At 40.4% G+C, this 19,374-nt stretch carries 20 protein-coding genes and 1 tRNA gene; 18 read left to right on the top strand and 3 right to left on the bottom strand.

Translation table 11 applies throughout. The annotated features are described in order from the left end of the window. Positions 1-11: 11 nt before the first annotated feature. The 8 genes from ssuD to OIT90_RS16880 all read left to right on the top strand — a co-directional run bounded on the left by ssuD (position 12) and on the right by OIT90_RS16880 (position 6,319). Positions 12-1,154 (top strand): FMNH2-dependent alkanesulfonate monooxygenase, encoded by a 1,143-nt coding sequence (gene ssuD / locus OIT90_RS16915; RefSeq protein WP_047202852.1) that lies wholly within the window; start codon positions 12-14, stop codon positions 1,152-1,154. 541 nt (positions 1,155-1,695) lie between these two features. After that, positions 1,696-1,908 carry a hypothetical protein gene (locus OIT90_RS16910; protein WP_003211695.1) on the top strand — a complete coding sequence of 71 codons (213 nt, stop codon included), beginning with the start codon at positions 1,696-1,698 and terminating at the stop codon, positions 1,906-1,908. A gap of 115 nt (positions 1,909-2,023) precedes the next feature. Beyond that, the gene (locus OIT90_RS16905; RefSeq protein WP_059377550.1) at positions 2,024-2,770 is read left to right on the top strand and encodes an ABC transporter ATP-binding protein; all 747 of its coding nucleotides are present in this window, start codon (positions 2,024-2,026) and stop codon (positions 2,768-2,770) included. Further along, on the top strand, positions 2,748-4,214 hold the full coding sequence (locus OIT90_RS16900) for a hypothetical protein (protein ID WP_474892755.1): 1,467 nt from the start codon (positions 2,748-2,750) through the stop codon (positions 4,212-4,214). The genes OIT90_RS16905 and OIT90_RS16900 overlap by 23 nt, the downstream gene beginning before the upstream one ends. Continuing rightward, on the top strand, positions 4,198-5,103 hold the full coding sequence (locus OIT90_RS16895) for a PqqD family protein (protein WP_285604941.1): 906 nt from the start codon (positions 4,198-4,200) through the stop codon (positions 5,101-5,103). The genes OIT90_RS16900 and OIT90_RS16895 overlap by 17 nt, the downstream gene beginning before the upstream one ends. Continuing rightward, positions 5,100-5,381 (top strand): hypothetical protein, encoded by a 282-nt coding sequence (locus OIT90_RS16890; RefSeq protein ID WP_041089539.1) that lies wholly within the window; start codon positions 5,100-5,102, stop codon positions 5,379-5,381. Before OIT90_RS16895 ends, OIT90_RS16890 begins: the two co-directional genes overlap by 4 nt. An 80-nt stretch (positions 5,382-5,461) precedes the next feature. Continuing rightward, complete coding sequence (locus OIT90_RS16885) at positions 5,462-6,118, top strand: hypothetical protein (RefSeq protein WP_474892754.1); 657 nt, start codon at positions 5,462-5,464, stop codon at positions 6,116-6,118. Between the two features lie 127 nt (positions 6,119-6,245). Then, positions 6,246-6,319: transfer RNA gene (locus OIT90_RS16880), tRNA-Gly, on the top strand. A 98-nt stretch (positions 6,320-6,417) separates the two neighbouring features. Here the strand turns inward: OIT90_RS16880 and OIT90_RS16875 are convergent. Further along, positions 6,418-7,014 carry a hypothetical protein gene (locus OIT90_RS16875; RefSeq protein WP_228285954.1) on the bottom strand — a complete coding sequence of 199 codons (597 nt, stop codon included), beginning with the start codon at positions 7,012-7,014 and terminating at the stop codon, positions 6,418-6,420. An 83-nt stretch (positions 7,015-7,097) separates the two neighbouring features. On the opposite strand from OIT90_RS16875, the gene queG reads away from it, so the two are divergent. The 10 genes from queG to OIT90_RS16825 all read left to right on the top strand — a co-directional run bounded on the left by queG (position 7,098) and on the right by OIT90_RS16825 (position 17,739). Next, positions 7,098-8,246 (top strand): tRNA epoxyqueuosine(34) reductase QueG, encoded by a 1,149-nt coding sequence (gene queG, locus OIT90_RS16870; protein ID WP_126682096.1) that lies wholly within the window; start codon positions 7,098-7,100, stop codon positions 8,244-8,246. A gap of 61 nt (positions 8,247-8,307) precedes the next feature. Next, positions 8,308-9,210 (top strand): amidase domain-containing protein, encoded by a 903-nt coding sequence (locus OIT90_RS16865; RefSeq protein ID WP_099663079.1) that lies wholly within the window; start codon positions 8,308-8,310, stop codon positions 9,208-9,210. A gap of 43 nt (positions 9,211-9,253) precedes the next feature. Next, entirely contained in the window at positions 9,254-9,727 is a 474-nt protein-coding gene (gene trmL, locus OIT90_RS16860; RefSeq protein ID WP_034282301.1) for a tRNA (uridine(34)/cytosine(34)/5-carboxymethylaminomethyluridine(34)-2'-O)-methyltransferase TrmL, read from the top strand. A 172-nt stretch (positions 9,728-9,899) separates the two neighbouring features. After that, positions 9,900-10,607 carry a YrpD family protein gene (locus OIT90_RS16855; RefSeq protein WP_039177393.1) on the top strand — a complete coding sequence of 236 codons (708 nt, stop codon included), beginning with the start codon at positions 9,900-9,902 and terminating at the stop codon, positions 10,605-10,607. Positions 10,608-10,983: 376 nt separating this feature from the next. Next, positions 10,984-12,879 (top strand): PrkA family serine protein kinase, encoded by a 1,896-nt coding sequence (locus OIT90_RS16850; protein ID WP_024425326.1) that lies wholly within the window; start codon positions 10,984-10,986, stop codon positions 12,877-12,879. A gap of 126 nt (positions 12,880-13,005) precedes the next feature. Beyond that, the gene (gene yhbH, locus OIT90_RS16845; protein WP_034282299.1) at positions 13,006-14,169 is read left to right on the top strand and encodes a sporulation protein YhbH; all 1,164 of its coding nucleotides are present in this window, start codon (positions 13,006-13,008) and stop codon (positions 14,167-14,169) included. A gap of 363 nt (positions 14,170-14,532) precedes the next feature. Then, complete coding sequence (locus tag OIT90_RS16840; RefSeq protein ID WP_039177397.1) at positions 14,533-15,165, top strand: biotin/lipoyl-containing protein; 633 nt, start codon at positions 14,533-14,535, stop codon at positions 15,163-15,165. A 39-nt stretch (positions 15,166-15,204) separates the two neighbouring features. Then, positions 15,205-16,824, top strand: coding sequence for a DHA2 family efflux MFS transporter permease subunit (locus OIT90_RS16835; RefSeq protein WP_144490854.1), 1,620 nt, complete (start codon positions 15,205-15,207; stop codon positions 16,822-16,824). A gap of 17 nt (positions 16,825-16,841) precedes the next feature. Beyond that, positions 16,842-17,366 (top strand): NAD(P)H-dependent oxidoreductase, encoded by a 525-nt coding sequence (locus OIT90_RS16830; protein WP_024425322.1) that lies wholly within the window; start codon positions 16,842-16,844, stop codon positions 17,364-17,366. 13 nt (positions 17,367-17,379) lie between these two features. Further along, on the top strand, positions 17,380-17,739 hold the full coding sequence (locus OIT90_RS16825) for a hypothetical protein (RefSeq protein WP_144490855.1): 360 nt from the start codon (positions 17,380-17,382) through the stop codon (positions 17,737-17,739). A gap of 114 nt (positions 17,740-17,853) precedes the next feature. Here OIT90_RS16825 and cspB read toward each other — a convergent pair whose 3' ends face one another. Together cspB and OIT90_RS16815 are read right to left on the bottom strand one after the other, a co-directional pair. Further along, positions 17,854-18,054: a cold shock-like protein CspB gene (gene cspB, locus OIT90_RS16820; protein WP_008349061.1), complete on the bottom strand. Its 201-nt coding sequence runs from the start codon at positions 18,052-18,054 to the stop codon at positions 17,854-17,856. Between the two features lie 211 nt (positions 18,055-18,265). Then, positions 18,266-19,357 carry a GGDEF domain-containing protein gene (locus OIT90_RS16815; protein ID WP_474892753.1) on the bottom strand — a complete coding sequence of 364 codons (1,092 nt, stop codon included), beginning with the start codon at positions 19,355-19,357 and terminating at the stop codon, positions 18,266-18,268. Positions 19,358-19,374: the final 17 nt, after the last annotated feature.

The following is a 19,374-nucleotide window of genomic DNA, read 5'->3' as shown; positions in this document are numbered from 1 at the left end:
GGGGCGATGTCATGAATATTTTATGGTTTATTCCAACACATGGAGACGGCCGTTATTTAGGTTCAGCAAAAGGGGCAAGACAGGCAGACTATCCATATTTTAAACAGATTGCTCAAGCAGCTGATCAGCTTGGTTATACAGGGGTCTTGCTGCCGACTGGGAGATCATGTGAAGATCCATGGCTGACGGCAGCTGCTTTAGCTGCTGAAACCACTCATTTAAAGTTTCTCGTAGCTCTTAGACCAGGGCTTATGCAACCGTCTGTTGCTGCTAGAATGACGTCTACATTAGATCGTCTTTCAGGTGGAAGGCTGCTGATTAATGTGGTAGCAGGGGGAAGTAAAGAGGAGCTTGAAGGAGATGGGTTATTTATTTCTCATGATGAACGCTATGAGGCAACAGAAGAGTTTTTGACGATTTGGAAGCGGTTATTGAAAGGAGAAAATGTACAATTTCATGGAAAACATCTACAAGCAGAAAATGGCCGGCTGTTATTCCCGCCAGCTCAAACCCCCCATCCACCAGTCTTTTTTGGCGGATCATCAGCAGCAGGAATTCAAGCGGCCGCCAAGCATACAGATGTCTATTTAACTTGGGGCGAACCGCCTGCACAAGTAAAAGAGAAAATTGTTCAAGTGAAGAAACAGGCTGAAAAGGAAGGAAGAACGGTGAAGTTTGGCATTCGTCTTCATGTGATCGTGAGAGATACCGAAGAGGAGGCATGGCAGGCAGCAGAACATCTAATTCGCCATTTGGATCAAAAAACAATTGATGAGGCGCAAAAAGTTTTACAGGGGATGGACTCAGTAGGTCAAAGACGAATGGTGGATTTGCATCAAGGGAGAAAAGACAAACTTGAAATCAGCCCAAATCTTTGGGCAGGCATTGGCTTAGTACGCGGCGGTGCAGGAACAGCACTCGTCGGAGATCCGCAAACAGTAGCAGATCGTATCATAGAATACCAGTCTCTAGGCATTGATACATTTATATTTTCTGGTTACCCGCACCTAGAAGAAGCTTATTATTTAGCAGAGCTTGTTTTCCCGCTCCTTCCATTCAAGAGATCGGGGGATACAGGACTCTCTGTGCCAGCTGGTGAAATCATTGGGAACAATCATTTTCCAGATGCAGCCTCTGCTGCTAGTTCCTCATAAATATGAAAAAGCAAAGCAGTCTGCGATGGCTGCTTTGCTTTTTTTCATAGAATAGGAGCGAGTCATATGTTGTGTACTGCTGAACAAGGTAAGGGCTTTTTTCCCAATCGATTTTCTTGTATATACATATTTTCAGAGTCAAGAGAAGAAGGAAAATATACTCACTCTTTTATCGGAATGATCAGTAAATATTTCATAATTGATGTTATTACGACATATAATCAGGACTTTTATATCTGATATATCGGGGGAATTCTTTCTATCTCACAAAAAAGAAAGAATAAAAATGATAGATGATAAATATGGACTATTTGAAAAAGGGAAGAAAAAAGATGGTGCAAATGACATTAAATGGGTTTTGTGGTTCTTAAGAGGTGTTAAAATCTAGTAAATAAGAGAGGGTTTAAACAGATGAAAATGAATAATTGAATAAAAAGTCACGTTTTAACCAAATGTATGTTCGGTCAAAAATGGGATGTTCTGTAGATGTTTGGCGTGTGACGCCTATGATACGATCATCATAAGCTGGGAGGTGAAAAGTATGACTTATGCAGCGCCGCAAGTTGACTATTCCACTATGGAACCTGCTATTATGGACCAAGCTTGGTTCTTAGTATTTGTTGCTGTCCTTCTTGGATTGGGAGCAACAGTCGTTCTAGGAGCAGCAGTTTGGTGTTTAGCAAACGGCAAGGGTAGCTTTACAGGAGCCGTTCAGTGGGAAAGTGGCTTAAAAGTCCAAATTGAATGTAAGTAGCTATACTTAGGATTCATCTTTTTACTTCTTAGATAAGACACCAGGGCTAAACCGTCTGTGGCGGGCGGTTTAGCCTGATCTGTTTTTAAAGAATATGCAGACACTTGGAGGTTATATGTTTACGATCGAGAATTTAACCAAAACGTATAAAAATAACGTGACTGCTGTCAATGATTTTCATTTAAAGATCGACCCTCATCAAATCGTTGCTGTTGCTGGACCGAATGGTTCGGGTAAAACAACGATGATTAACTGTATACTCGGCATCATTAAGCATACAGAAGGAAAAATTCATTTGCAGGGCGTCACTAATGATGAACCATCCTTTAAAAAACAAGTAGCCTATGTTCCAGATGACCTGCTGCTCCCTGAAGCATTGACTGGTGCTGAATATTTAGAGTTTGTTTCTTCTATGTATGAATGTAAAACAATTCACAGGAGAAATCAACTAATTGAACTGTTTGATATGGACTCGGCTTTATCAAGACCGATCGAAACCTATTCACATGGGATGAAAAAAAAGACACAGCTGATTGCTGCCTTTATGCTTGATAGTCAATTGGTGATCATGGATGAGCCCTTTAGAGGACTTGATATTGAAGCGGTTATAAACACAAAGAAACTGATGAAGCGGTATGCCGAGCATCATGGTGCAATCTTGCTTTCAACGCATGATATGCTTTCAGCGGAAGAGCTGTGCCAGAAAATCGCCATTATTTCTAAGGGAAATAAAATGGATGAAGGGACAGTCTCAGCCTTAAAGGAGAAGTATCAATCAAGCACACTGGAACAGGTGTTTCTGAAAGCTTCAATGTTAAGTGATAGGGGTGCACATTTTGATGAAATCATTAATCATTTCTAAAATGATGCTTAAAATGTGGCAGCAGGAAATGTATAAGCTCTTTGATACTCAAACGAAGCGGATCATTGTGGTCTTATTCTTTTTGTTTGCTGTCACAATGGGAGCCATTATCGGATACAGCTTTACAGGTGTCTTTATGAAGGCTTTTTTAAATGGGGATGGACGTTCCCTTGGATTACTCGTTGTCTCAATGGCAATCAATGCCTCTATTTTTACAAGCTTGTTATTCGTTTTGATCAAGGTCAGAACACCTGAACAAGACCGGTTTTCTATGCAGCTCAGCTGGTTTCCGCTCTCTACCTTTCAGAAAAGTTTTGGATACTTCATTCCGATGGTGACAGTGGTGGCAGGACTTGTTTTATTTTTTATCGGTATTCTGCTTTTACCTAATTTTATTGCCCAGGGAATAGGTGTTTTCTTTATCTTTACTTTCTTTTTGATGGTGCTTTTGCAGTCGCTTTTTGTCTTAATGCTCCTGCAGTTTATTTACAATATCACTTATTTACTCGTTTTGAAATTAAAATTACCGTTGCAAAAATTTGCAGCGATATTTGTTTTATTGGCACTCGTTGTGGCGTATGGATTGACGCATTTTGATATTAGCCAAATTCAGCAATCATATCTACAGTTTGATTATCATTTGATGTATTTTACAGCACCGTTTTTCTTAGCGGCACAAGGAATGTCTCCTGAAGGGGTGAATTATGCCATCTTGATTCTGTTCATCCTCTTATCGGCAGGCGGCGCATTTCTTTCTCTTGCGATGATGCCGATTATGGCAGAGAAAAAAGCGTTAACCTTTTTACACAAGATGCCATTCTCTTCTTCAAAAAAGTGGTCACTTATTGTGAAGGAAATGAAGTCACAGGTACGGAATGAAGAAAACATTTTAAACTTTCTTATTCTTCTCATAGTGATCTTATTTGTTCGTTATCAATTTGGATTCTTCTTTGAAGAAGAAGCGTTTTTTGTTCTATGTGCTCTTGCTGGATTAACAGCCTTCAATTCGTTTGGCAATGATAAACGAATGCTGGGGATGTATAAAACATTTGGCCTGAGATCCTGGGAAGTGGCTTTGTACAAGTTTATCGGTCTTCTGCTTGTTGGTGTACTGCAAATTGTTTTATTCATGCTGACAACGCTGACGCTTCCTGATCAAATTTGGCACGCGTTGATTGGTGCGGCTGTCTTATGCAATGCCACTGCGCTCTTTTATGTAGTAGGTATTTTACTTCCTCTTGATCGAAACAATCCCTACACAGGCATATTTTCATTTGGAGCGCTTATTTTACTCATGATTCCGATTGTTTTTATTGGGAACTATGTCATAGGGGCATCGAGTCAAATGCTTCAATGGCTGCTTGTCGCTGCATTTGAGGGTCTGCTCATCTTTGCCATATACAAAGGTTTTTCATGGAGGTATTCACATGATTCAACTTCTTAACAATAAGCTAAAGATTGAGCGGGTACCGGAACTAGCGCCGTATGTGACCTTACAAAAGAGGCATCTCACGGATACGCAGTATGGAAGCACACTCCCGATCAATGAAAGTGCCTATCATATGTTAACGAAAGTGGACGGTAAAAGGACAGAAGCGAGTATTACCGCAGAGCTCGCCGATTTGTTTCAGGTCGATGAGTCGGTGATTGCTCGTGATTTTTATCAGCTGATGACGGGATTGAATCAGCATCACTTGCTGTCCATTCATTATCATTCACCATATCGGATTGTGACAGCCTGCTGTCAATTTTTCAAGCAGTATCAAGTCAAAATGAAGGAACGATTTGATTGTACTGGTCACTCGTTCCTTCACATTTTTGGAACGGCTTTGCTCATGGTGACGCGTAAAATCATCTTTTTCTGGCTACTTTTTATGGTCATGGCAGGGCTCGCTTTTTTATTCATTCCTGATCCATCGATTGCAGCCATTGCGATTTATTTTACGATTATTTATTTCGGGTTAATTACCGGAACTGCCTTACATGAGGCGGCACATGGCTATGCGCATCGAAAATTTGCAGGGCGAGATGGTCCTCAAGGCTTTTTTGCGAGTGACATGATGTCAGTGAAGTTTGTAAGACCCGTGTTAGATCCGTTTCAGAAAAAGCAGGTGTGGATCACGCTGCTTGGACCGCTCGTTCCCGGTGTGATTGGCGCAGCAGGCATCATTGTGACCATTTTATTTCTAAAAGAAAATCCGGTTTCAACAGGTTTTTTCATTTTTTCAATCTCGTATTTTATCCAATTACTCTATCTTCTTCCGTTTATGGGGGATGGTAAATCCATTATGAAGCAGCTATTGCTTGGGGGAATGGGAGGACAACGATCATGAACGTACAGGCGATGAAACAAGGCGCAATAGTTGGTGGTTTTCTAGGGTTCTTAGGCTTTCCGATGCTGACAATCGGCGTATTGTTCTATCATTTATTTCAATCAAAAACGAATGATGCTTTATTATTTAACAGTCTCGCTTTTGAAATGGAAGGCTCGTCCGCATTTACTTTTCAGATCAAGCCAAACTTTTTTATTTATATGATTGTGATTTTTGCTGCGAGTTTTCTCATTGTGGCATGCCTATCAGCAATAAAGCAGAAAAGAGCGAAAGGTTAGGAGAATTCTCCTAATCTTTTTTTGTATGACAAACCAAATTTTAGTATAATAAGAAATAAAAAACATCAAAGGGGATCACAATGTTTAAAAAATGGAGCATTCTTTTATTCACAGTTTTTCTATTAGCAGGATGCGGCGAGAAGGCTGCAGAAACAACGACAACCGAAAAGACGGTTTCGACAATAAAAACAGAGCCTGCTACTAAAAACCAAGTAACCATCGAACAAATGAAACTCTCAAAAAAAGAAAAAAACTTACTAGAAGCAGCAACGACTAATGAAAAGGTGGCTCTGACACTGAAAGGATTAACGAAGAAGAACAAGAGTATTACGTTTATCGGGAGCCATTACAAAAATGGCCGATTAGTGAATAAGGAAGCATCATCTGCTACCTTTACTTTACACCAGAATGGAACCGACCAAACGGTGAATGTACTTCTTCAATTACATCATGAGAAAGATACATATGAATCACAATTTAGTATTTGGTCAGATAAAAAGAATGATGGGATGACGAAAGCGACATCAAGCTTTCCGTTCAAAGTAAGTGACTATGTATTTTCTGCACAATCTGAAACTGTCAAAGTTGCTTCAGGGGGAAAGGCACTAATTGCATATACTGCAGCAATGGGGAAAGAAGGAAATGCACCAATGCTTGACGTAATTGAGAAGAATCCAAAGGAAGCGTTGAAGAATAAGTCACATGCGTACTTATTTTATATTCAGTTAGATAAATAACTATCGTAATATATACGGAGAATATGAATTTTTTTGACGAAAAATCTTCATATTCTCTTGACGAATTGTTAAGAAAGTTGTAACATAATAAAAGTCAACGCGATGACGTTGCTTTTAAAAAATTGATGCGGGTGTAGTTTAGTGGTAAAACCTCAGCCTTCCAAGCTGATGTCGTGAGTTCGATTCTCATCACCCGCTCCAATACATAATTTTGTTTATAACGCAGTATTTCGTTTCATAGATAAACGAAGTGTTGCGTTTTTTATTATGTCAGTATAATGTGAAAAAGCACTGTCAGGCTACAGTGCTTTTTCAATGAGTTCATATTTGCTTTCTCCGCCATGTATTTGTACAAACATCTTCGTCAAGGATTGAATAAGAGCTTCACTCTTTTCCCGGGAAATAGATGGAGGGAAAAGGATGATTTGAAGAATGTTCTTTGTGTCTGGAGAAATATGTGCTGTACTTGCTTGAGAAAATAATCCATTCAGTCCTGCACCGTCCTGCCATTCGATGTGACCAGCCTCATGTTTTGTCAGTGAAAGCGGTCCTTTGATGTGATCGGCATCTAATGTCAGGATGGGTAAGAAATATTTTAGTGAGAAAAATATCGACAAATCCTGTACGGAATTGGTCGAGTCAATAAATTGTTCCTTTTGGATATCAGAAAGAAGTGAAAGGAAAGGAACATCTTTTAAAAGATCCGTCCATTCTTTGATGGCTGGTACTTCTTCTAATACTTTATCTTCGTATTCAAAAAATAAAGATTCTTGAAACAGGCGTAAGCGGCCTTTTAACATTTGAGGTGATGTGCCAACTTCAATATGCGAATATTCAATCTGCCCAACATGGATAGACGGGTTTTGAGGATGAGAAATTTCCATATGTATCTTCACAGTGACTCACTCCAATCGGTCATGATACACTCGTATTATACTGAAAACAACAGAAGAAACAAAGAAAGGAGGTTTGCAAGGTGATTCATGTTGGAGAATTAAAAGAAGAATTGATTCAATATGCGAAAGAAATTGGTGTCGATAAAATTCGATTTGCAAGTGCCAATACATTTGATTCATTAAAGGACCGCCTCATCTTACATGAATCGTTAGGGTATTTGTCAGGTTTTGAAGAGCCTGATATTGAAAAACGAACAAACCCTTCTTTGCTGCTTCCGAAGGCCAAATCAATTGTTGCGATAGCGCTCGCGTACCCTTCCAAAATGAAAGATGCTCCACGAAGTACAAAGGATGCGAGAAGGGGGATCTTTTGCCGGGCTTCATGGGGAACAGATTATCATGTCGTGCTGAAAAAAAAGCTTGATATGCTCGAAGAATTTTTGCGGAGCAAGCATGTCGATATACGGACAAAATCAATGGTGGACACAGGAGAATTGTCTGATCGTGCTGTAGCAGAACGTGCTGGTATTGGTTTTAGTGCAAAGAACTGTATGATTATCACGCCAGAGTTTGGATCCTATGTGTATTTGGCTGAAATGATCACAAATGTCCCGTTTGAACCGGATGAGAAAATTGAAGACCAGTGCGGAACATGCAATAAATGTGTGGATTCGTGTCCAACAGGTGCGCTTGTGAATCCCGGACAGCTGAATTCTCAGCGGTGCATTTCATTTTTAACGCAGACAAAAGGGTTTTTACCTGACGAATTTCGTTCGAAAATAGGAAATCGATTGTACGGGTGCGATACGTGTCAAACTGTCTGCCCGATCAATAAAGGAAAAGATTTTCATCTGCATCCTGAAATGGAGCCGGATCCTGAAATTGCAAAGCCGCTGTTAAAGCCGCTTCTGACAATCAGCAATCGTGATTTTAAGGAAAAATACGGTCATGTTTCAGGTTCATGGCGGGGGAAAAAGCCCATTCAGCGGAATGCAATTTTGGCACTCGCTCATTTTAAAGATACATCTGCCTTACCAGTGTTAATTGAGCTGATGCACAAGGACCCAAGACCGGTCATTCGGGGAACAGCTGCTTGGGCAATTGGGAAAATTGGCGATGATCAGCAGCTCCCAGAGCTGGAAAAGGCTCTTGAGCGAGAAAGTGATGAAGAAGCGAAAGCGGAGATTGTGAAAGGGATTGAGCTCCTGCAGACACCTTTAAATACTAAATAACATCCCTGTGAACATAGAATGAACCAAACAGAGATTTTAAAAAATGTTTGGTGGTGTCTGTGTGAAACAATTATTAGAGAAAACTTTAGAAGACAGGCTGGCGTATTTAATCAATGACCGTGCAATCAAGCAGCCGCAGCTTATGTCTGATGTGGAAGCAGTAGAGCGGAAAAAAGAGCTTTTTGCTAGAAGACAGGTTGAAATTGTGAAGGCGAAAGCAAAAACAAAACTTCTCGATTCAGCCATTCAAGATGATGGAGCTCAGCATGTGCAGTACCTTGCTCATCTCACATATGTCTGCAAGGATGTAGACGATTCTTTTTATTTAGAGGAACAGGTGGAAAAAAGAGAAGCATTTCTTTATAACGACATGCTTGTCAAAGATCGGATGATGCTAGAAGAGCGGCAAGGGGAAGAGCTTATGGATGAGCGCTTTCAGACCGAAGAACAATTCGGTAGAGCTTTTCACTATGACCGGCGGGCAGCCGTGCAGTATGCGGAGACTTACTGGAATAAGCGGAATCCAGCCTATAAAAATTTTGAAGATAACTGTACAAATTTTATTTCACAATGTTTGAAAGCAGGGAATGCGCCAACAAGAGGATATCCGAACCGCGGGTCTGGCTGGTGGGTGCGTCCGCATACGTGGAGCTATAGCTGGACGGTGGCTCATGCGATGAAAAATTATTTAGCGAATTCGAAAGCGGGTTTGAGAGCAAAGAAACTCAAAGAACCACGCGAGCTTCAAATTGGAGATGTCATTTGCTACGATTTTGAAGGTGATGGAAGGTATAATCATACAACCATTGTTGTTGATCATGACAAAGGTGGAATGCCTCTTGTGAATGCACAGACGTATGACTGCCGCATGCGTTATTGGTCATACGAGGATTCGACCGCCTATACACCTGCTATTCGATATATGTTTTTTCACATTTTGGACGATGCCGCGAAAGGTAGTTAGTGGTATAATGTTGAGCGGAAAAGAAAATTAGAGGTGAACTTTTTTGGGACTTCATGTCGTTTTATATCAACCAGAAATTCCAGCTAATACTGGAAATATTGCGCGTACATGTGCAGCAACAAATACAACCCTTCATCTGATTCGTCCGCTTGGTTTTTCGACAGATGACAAAATGCTGAAGCGTGCAGGACTCGATTATTGGAAATATGCCAATGTGGTCTATCATGATTCACTTGATGAATTGTTTGAGGCTCATCCGAAGGGGCAATTTTTCTATATCACAAAATTTGGCCAAAAGCCGCATACGACATTTGATTACTCTCAGCTGGATGAAGACTATTTCTTCGTCTTTGGCAGAGAGACAAGTGGATTGCCAAAAGATTTGATTGAACAGAATATGGATCGTTGTCTTCGTTTACCGATGACAGAGCATGTTCGTTCCCTGAATCTGTCGAATACGGCAGCCATTCTTGTATATGAGGCACTTCGCCAGCAGCAATATCGCGATCTCATATAAGATCATGATAAAAGCCGAGATACTGATCTCGGCTTTTTTATGTGAGATAAGATACAGACAGATGAAAAATATGACTTAATTATACTTTTTTTGACATGTTAAAAAATAGGTAGTATGATAGATTGTGATGACGTTTTCAAAAAATGATGAATCCATTAGGAGGAGTAATGAGATGAAAAAGCTACTGATCACTAGTGCCATCAGCTCAGCAATTTTAATGGGGACGATTCCAGTCAGTATTCCAGGACTCTCTCAGACGCAGGAGATAGAAGCAGCTCAGCTATCAAAAGGGATTGGCGGGCGTACTTATATCAATAGTAACGGATCCATATTGGTCACAAAAATTCAGCTCCCTCCCGCAATGAGTGTGTCAAATGGTACAGCTTATATTTATTCTGGATTCACAGGTTCAAAGGAAGCGGATATTGGGCTTCAATACAGTCCAACCTATAATGTGTGGAAACCTACGATGAAAGTAGGAGCAAATAATCAAGAGACATATATCGAAGGAAAAAATGACTTTACGTATACAAAGGGATTTAAACCTGGAAGTACTGTTCAAATGACGATTTATAAAAATTTGAATGGGCATACAAGAGCGACGTTCTGGGGTACAAATAATGTTGGCTATACCGGCCGCATTATTACAGAAATTCAAAACTCAAACATTGGCGCTGTGACCAAGTGGAAACTACTGTCGACGGTAGCAGTAACTGACGATATTTATCGAAAAGACATCCGTGCGAACTTCTCTACTCGTTTTACTGACATCACATTGGATAATCGTGCTGTCACACCTGTGGTGGATACCCAAGACTTTACGAAGGTTCAGGTGTCAGGGAATACAGTGAATATGCAAGTGCTGAAAACAACGAACTAAATGAAAAAAGGATGTTCCGCAAATGGAACATCCTTTTTTTCATTTCCCAGGCTTGCCTTCGTAGCCAGCAGTGAAAATGGATACTAAAAACGTAATGATGACGCCCATCATAATGACCGTTCTCATATAAGCTCCCCCTTATCCCTTTGTTCCGTTCGCTGCCTGTTTCATATGATGTGAAGTTCACCTTGAAAAGCAGGAGAAGAAAATCATTTTTCTCCTATTTTTCCTTTATTATGAAGGTTCTTGCGGATGGTTGTCAATTCAGTTTGCCAATTCGTCATTTTGAAGAACGAAAGCATGTAATAGGACGCCTCCGCATAGATTGTAAAACAGTATCTGATTTCTAGCTTCAATCTTGAAAGAGGAGGTTCATATGGATATTTTAAAGAAAATCGAACAGCACAGAGAAGAAGAGCAGCGTCTCAAATGGGAAGGCACATTCAGCGATTATTTAGACATTATTAAGGAAAATCCACTTGTCGCTCAATCTGCTCATTCTCGCGTTTATCATATGATTAAAGATAGCGGGATTGAAGAGGAGAATGGGGTCAGAACCTACAAATTTTTTGATCAGGAGCTGTTTGGGTTAGAGGAATCACTCGAAAGATTAGTGGAGGAATATTTTCACCCTGCTGCAAAGCGGCTGGATGTCAGGAAGCGTATTTTATTACTGATGGGACCAGTAAGCGGAGGGAAATCGACGCTTGTCACTAGATTGAAAAGAGGACTTGAAGAATATTCACTGACAGATCATGGCGCAGTTTATGCGATCAAAGGCTGCCCTATGCATGAAGATCCGCTTCATCTTATTCCGCAAAATTTGCGGGAGGATTTCTATAGAGAATATGGGATTCGTGTGCAGGGGAATTTGTCGCCTCTGAACATGATGAGACTGGAAGAGGAATATGGCGGTAGAATTGAGGATGTAAGGGTCGAGCGGATCTTTTTCTCAGAGGATAAACGGACCGGCATTGGTACCTTTAGTCCGTCTGATCCGAAATCTCAGGACATTGCCGATTTAACAGGAAGCATCGATTTTTCAACCATTGCTGAATTTGGATCAGAGTCAGATCCCCGTGCGTACCGCTTTGATGGAGAACTCAATAAAGCAAACCGAGGGATGATGGAGTTTCAGGAGATGTTAAAGTGTGATGAGAAATTTCTATGGCACCTCTTGTCATTAACGCAGGAAGGAAATTTTAAGGCAGGAAGATTCGCCTTAATTAGTGCAGATGAATTGATCGTCGCCCATACGAATGAAACCGAGTACCGGTCATTTATTTCAAATAAAAAGAATGAGGCTTTGCATTCAAGAATTATTGTGATGCCAATTCCTTATAATTTAAAGGTCACAGAAGAAGAACGCATTTATCATAAAATGATTTCAGAAAGTGATGTCTCAGATGTGCATATTGCCCCGCATACGCTGAAGGTAGCAGCAATGTTCTCCATTTTGACGAGATTGAAAGAGCCGAAGCGTTCTGATATTGATTTGGTGAAAAAAATGCGTCTGTATGACGGAGAAAGTGTCGAAGGCTTCCAGTCTGTCGACATTGATGAGATGAAAAAGGAATTTCATGATGAAGGGATGAGCGGAATTGACCCGCGTTATGTAATCAACCGAATTTCATCTACCATCATTCGAAAGAACATGGAATCGATCAATGCACTGGATGTCCTGCGCTCCTTAAAAGAAGGGCTTGATCAGCATCCATCTATCTCCAGCGAGGACAGGGAGCGTTATTTGAATTTCATCTCAGTCGCGCGAAAAGAGTATGATGATATTGCGAAGAAGGAAGTGCAAAAGGCATTTGTGTATTCCTATGAGGAGTCTGCGAAAACGCTGATGGATAATTACTTAGATAATGTCGAGGCTTATTGCAATAAAAACAAGCTGCGTGATCCATTAACGGGTGAAGAAATGAATCCTGATGAAAAGCTCATGCGTTCAATTGAGGAGCAGATCGGCATTTCTGAAAACGCCAAAAAAGCATTTAGAGAAGAAATTCTGATTCGTATTTCGGCTTATGCGAGAAAGGGAAAACGCTTTGATTATAATTCGCATGAGAGATTGCGAGAGGCCATTCAGAAGAAGCTGTTTGCCGATCTAAAAGATGTGGTGAAAATTACGACATCGACGAAGACACCGGATGAACAGCAGCTGAAGAAGGTCAATGAAGTAGTGGCTAGATTGATTGATGAGCATGGCTATAATTCAACAAGTGCAAATGAACTTTTAAAATATGTAGGCAGTCTTCTGAATCGTTAATAAATGAAGGAGGCATTATTGGCGCATCAGCACCGGTAATGTCTTTTTTAAAAATGACCGTCAACTTGGATGACGAGCAGCATAGGATAAAGGAAGAATTGTGCAAAAAGGTGAGGAGGGGGATGGATGTCCCGGCAAGAAAAAAGTCAGTTTATTGTGTCTCAGGAAGACTGGTCCCTCCATCGAAAAGGCTATGACGACCAGCAGCGTCATCAGAAAAAAGTCAAAGAGGCGATTAAAAACAATTTGCCGGATCTTGTCACAGAAGAAAGCATCATCATGTCGAACGGAAAAGATGTTGTGAAAATTCCGATCCGTTCATTAGATGAATATAAAATTCGGTATAACTACGACAAAAATAAACATGTAGGTCAAGGGGATGGAGACAGCGAGGTTGGCGATGTTGTTGCGCGTGACGGCTCAGACAGTAAGCAGGGTCAAGGAAAGGGGCAGGGCGCTGGAGATCAAGCTGGTGAGGATTATTACGAAGCAGAAGTCTCATTAATGGATCTCGAGGAAGCACTGTTTCGTGAACTGGAGCTGCCAAACCTCAAGCAAAAGGAGCTTGACGACATCATTGTCGAACAAATTGAGTTTAACGATATTCGCAAAACCGGGTTAACAGGAAATATCCACAAAAAACGAACGATGCTCTCGGCATTTAAACGAAATGCGATGACAGGCAGCCCTTCCTTTTATCCCATCTATCCGGAGGATATCAAGTATAAAACGTGGAATGAAGTGACTAAACCAGAGTCGAAAGCCGTCGTTTTGGCGATGATGGATACGAGCGGAAGTATGGGTCTTTGGGAAAAATATATGGCGAGAAGTTTTTTCTTTTGGATGACACGTTTCTTACGGACAAAGTATGAGACAGTCGATATTGAATTTATTGCTCACCATACAGAGGCGAAGGTGGTAGACGAAGAACATTTCTTCTCGCGGGGGGAGAGCGGGGGGACCATTTGCTCGTCTGTCTATCGAAAGGCACTAGAGCTCATAGACGAACGATACCCGCCGTCGCGGTATAATATTTATCCTTTTCATTTTTCTGATGGTGACAATTTGACATCAGATAACGCCCGGTGTGTGAAACTTGTTTCTGAGATCATGAAAAAAGCCAATTTATTTTGCTATGGTGAAGTGAATCAATACAACCGGCATTCTACGTTAATGTCAGCATACAAGCATATTCAGGATGAGAAATTTAAGCATTATATTCTGAAGCAAAAATCAGACGTTTTTCTCGCACTAAAAAAATTTTTTCAGCAGGAAGAAGTTCATTCATAACGAGCACATTTGAAAAAACCTTTCAGCATAAGGGCTGAAAGGTTTTTTGTGTGGAGAAGGAAGGGATCACCAGAAAAAAAGTAAAACTTTCTCTTTGACATTTCAATTTTCATTTATTAATATTTAATCTTGTTAAATATAAGTTTTTCAAAAAAGATGCCATCGTCTTTTCTTCTTTTTCTGCTCCTTGCTCATAATTGAACAATAAATATAAATGGGCTGCACACCATGTTTCGGGCGGGGGTAGATCAAGGGAAAAGGACAGATTATTGAGCTTGTTTCATATTCTGTCAGATGATGGGCATTCTAAGTTTGCTAAAGCAGATGACACTATATTTTTATACATGAAAGGAGAAACAAAACATGAACAGAGGGCGTTTATTGCTAACGAACATTATTGGCCTTATTGTAATTCTTGCCATTATTGCCGGAGGTGCTTATTACTACTACGAAAGCACAAACTTTGTCAAAACAGATGAGGCTAAAGTGACAGGTGACATGTATCAAATCACAGCACCAGCAGCTGGACAAATCAAAGGCTGGGATATCAACGAAGGTGACGAAGTGGAAAAAGACAGCACAGTTGCAAAAGTTGAAGGACAAACAAAAACAAACATTAAAGCAGTGGCTGATGGCACATTAGTCAAAAAAGAAATCCAAAACAACCAACAAGTGCAGCCTGGTACAGTTCTTGGTGAAACAATCGATTTAAGCAAGCTTTACATCACAGCAAATATTAAAGAAACAGATATTAAAAACATTGAAAAAGGCGATAAAGTCGACATCGTTGTAGATGGAGATCCTGATACAACATTTGAAGGAACTGTTGAACAAATTGGTTATGCGACAAACTCAACATTCAATATGCTGCCAGCAACAAATTCAAGTGGTAACTATACAAAAGTAACGCAAAAAGTAGCAGTGAAAATTTCTATTAAAAATCCATCAGACAAAGTACTTCCAGGTATGAATGCTTCTGTCAAAATTTCATCTTAATGATGATTGATATCAAAAAATGAAAGGAGGTTGTCTGAGATGGCAAATCAACCTGCAGCGACAAAACAGGGAGCAGGCTCCTTGTCTTTACTGATCATTTTAATGGCCGGTTTGTTCGTAGCGATTTTAAACCAAACGCTTTTGAACGTAGCTATGCCCCATTTAATGACAGAATTTAATGTGAGTGCAACGACGATTCAGTGGCTGACAACAGGCTACATGCTTGTCAACGGTGTGCTGATTCCGTTGTCTGCGTTTTTAATCACACGTTTTGGACAGCGCAGCTTATTCCTAGTGGCCATGATCTCATTTACACTAGGTACATTTATTTGCGGTATTGCGCCAAACTTTTCAACAATGCTCATCGGCCGTTTGATTCAGGCTGTCGGCGGCGGTATCTTACAGCCGCTCGTCATGACAACAATCCTTTTTATTTTCCCTCCGGAAAACAGAGGGAAAGGAATGGGGATTTTCGGTCTTGCGATGATGTTTGCTCCTGCAGTAGGACCAACATTATCTGGTTACATTATTGAACATTATTCTTGGCGTATTATGTTTTACGGACTTGTACCAATCGGTGCGATTGTCATTATCGCGGCTTTCTTTATGTTTAAAAATATTGTAGAGCCTAAAAAAATCAAGCTGGACAGTCTTGGTGCGATTCTTTCAATCGTTGGTTTTGCTTCCCTTCTTTACGGAGTGAGTGAAGCAGGAAGTGATGGTTGGACAGATCCGATCGTCTTATCTACGATTATTATTGGTGCGATTGCGATTATTCTCTTTATTTTCCAACAGTTGAAAGTTGATAATCCGATGCTTGATTTCCGCGTATTTAAATACAGCATTTTCTCATTATCAAGTGTCATTAACATCATTATTACGGTTGCCTTATATACAGGGATGTTCTTACTTCCGATTTATCTGCAAAACCTCGTTGGGTTTACGGCATTGCAATCTGGGCTATTAATGCTTCCAGGGGCACTTGCGATGCTCATTATGTCCCCGATTTCAGGGATCTTGTTTGATAAATTTGGACCTCGTCCGCTTGCGATTGTAGGGATGCTCATTACCGTTGTCACGACATATGAATTTACAAAGCTGACCATTGATACTTCTTATAGTCACATTGTGCTCATGTATGCAGTACGTGCATTTGGTATGTCACTTCTTATGATGCCGGTGATGACAGCAGGGATGAACCAATTACCACAGCACTTAAACAGCCATGGTACAGCGATGTCTAATACATTGAGACAAATTAGCGGTTCCATCGGTACGAGTTTGATCACAACGATTTATACGAATCGGACGACATTCCATTATTCCAATATGGCGGATCAAACAAATACAGCGGACCCGCTCTTTATGAATTCATTCCAGGCGGCTGTATCGAATGTGATGCATCATATGGGCATGACAGCAGAAGCTGCTCAAAAATATGTATCCACCCAGCTCTTTACGAAAGCACAGATCGATTCAAACGTGATGGGTATCAATGATGCTTACATGTGGGTGACATTATTCTGTGCGGCTGGTGTCATTCTCAGCTTGTTCCTGCGAGATGTTCGTAAGGATAAAAAGCGAAAAGAACAGCAGCAAAAGAAACAAGAAATATCATTGCTTCCAGCACCTAAGGAAGCAAACCAAGATGCAAGATAAGTGTGGAGGGACCGTACATGAAAATTTATGTTGTATACGATAGTGAAGGTGACCATACAAAAGCACTTGCAGAAGCGATTGCAGCAGGCGCAGGTGAAACAGAGCAAGCTGAAGTATTCATTGATCACGTGAAAGATGCAGACATTCGGAAGCTCGATCAAATGGATGCGATCATTTGGGGCTGCCCTGGTCACTTTGGTACCATTAGTTCTGGGTTAAAGACATGGATTGACCGTCTTGGCTACTTATGGGCAGAAGGAAAACTAATCGATAAAGTCGGTGCTGTTTTCTGTACAACTGCTACAACACACGGCGGTTTAGAAATGACAATGCATAACTTGATTACCCCAATGTTCCACCAAGGAATGCTTGTTGTCGGCCTTCCTGGAAATGTTCCTGAGAATGCTTTATACGGCTCTTACTATGGAGCTGGTGTGACATGTCCGATCGATTCTGATGAATTGATTTCGACTGAAGGCATTGAACTCGGAAAAGCACTAGGAAGACGTGTAGCATCAGTCACTGCATCATTTAAGCGATAAGGAGAGGGTTCTTTTGGCGACGATTATTGTAGCGTTAGTAGCTGCTGTTCTAGTCATTATTGGATTAGTAGCGTTCAATGTCAGACACGCATCGGCCGATAAGGAAGAGATCAAAGAAGATGTCTCCAATCAGCCTGACGTGCCGCATAGCGAGCCAGAAGCTGTGGCGAGACCTGTAGAGCCTGAAGTTGAAAAAAAAGCGTCAGAGCCTTCTCAAACAGATGATGATGCGGCTGGCGACGATTTCTATAGACAGGCGCTTCAAAAGTTTAAACAGCCAGAACCACCTGTCAAAGAAAAAGAACCAGAAACTAAAATGAATGATGATATGTATCGTTCTGCTTTACAGAAGCTAAAGCAGAAGGACAAATAAAAAAGAGAACCTCTCATCAGGTTCTCTTTTTTTTATGCAACAAAAAAACCGCCGGCAGAAGCCGGGCGGTTTTCTTTCACTCTATAAAGTGCTAAAAGAGCAGATGCTCTTAAATTACGCTTTGTTAACGTTAGCAGCTTGTGGTCCACGGTTACCTTCAACGATTTCGAAAGAAACTGATTGACCTTCTTCTAAAGTTTTGAAGCCTTCGCCTTGGATAGCAGAGAAGTGAACGAATACATCGTCTTGACCTTCTACTTCGATGAATCCGAAACCTTTTTCAGAGTTGAACCATTTTACTTTACCTTCTAACATGAAATTTCCTCCTAAAGCGATCTTAACGCTTAAATTCACTATTCTTGCTCTTACACAAACTTCAAAGACGAAAACTCTTACAAAACTTTCTTCTTAAAGATGATACGAACAAAAATAATTACCTTTACTTTACCAGTGTTTGCGGGAAAAAACAACTGTTATACGAAAACTTTTTTAAAAATAATTAGCGCTAACAAATTGAGGAAAATGCCTATGTCAAATGGTCTTTTTTTCTCTCTGAAAAGCTCACTCGATTTCGGCCGGACTCCTTCGCTTTATAGAGCTCCTGATCAGCTATAATCGGTAATTGCTTAATGTCTGCACTAGTTCCATGAGAATAAGCACATCCGATTGATACTGTAGTGTGAATGGAAAGACCGTTTTTTAAATAAATCGGCTGATCTGCTATTTTTTTTCGTAAGCGTTCTGCAATCTGCCATGTTTTTTCAATTGTACAGTTTGGAAGAAGGACAGCGAATTCTTCACCGCCAATCCGCCCAATATAATCAGAGCTTCTTGTGTTTTTAATCAGCCTTGTACCAATTTCTTTTAAAACGATATCTCCCTCATGATGCCCATATTGATCATTAATGGTCTTGAAGTAATCGATGTCTAGGTAAATAAGGGACATTTGATGGATAGGCTGCTTCAACTTCTTAGTAAAAGCATCACTTAATACCTCATCGAACTTCCGTTTATTTAAAACACCTGTTAAAAAGTCATAATGAGCTTGGAATTTATACAAATTTAACAGCTGATATGCTTTTGTTTGATGCTCAATGACATAAAAATTAAACAATCCAGCAATATATGAGAAAATCCAATAAGTAGAATGCAGTTGAAATGATGTCTCATGCACGACCATGATAAACAGGCTTGTGGCCATCACATTACCAATCGTAATGGATAACAGCATTTTCACAACATGATTCATATGACGCTCTGCAATCAAAAAAGAAGAGGCTGCGATAAACATCATGGAAAAAATATTGATGGAAGAAGCGATGTTGGCTTCAATTAATAATCGGCCAATGACGACAACAAAGGCTGCAATCATTGTTTGGGCGATGCCTCCATAAAAGGCCGTTAAAATAAGGGGAATATGTCTTAAATCGATGATCGCTGGTCCTGTTTTAATAGAGAAGAACATTAAAAGGACACCGAGTAACCCAGAAAGCATGCCTTTGCATATTTGTCTGAGCAAGGTATCTTCTTTCTTTAGAAAATTCTCTTTAAACACAAGCATAAATAAATAATGGAAAGTAACAAGAATTGTTAAATTAATAAAGAGGTCTCTTAGCAAAATAGAATCACCTTTTT

This window comes from Bacillus sp. ABR (genome assembly GCF_056172715.1).
This window is presented reverse-complemented; position numbering and strand designations above follow the sequence as displayed.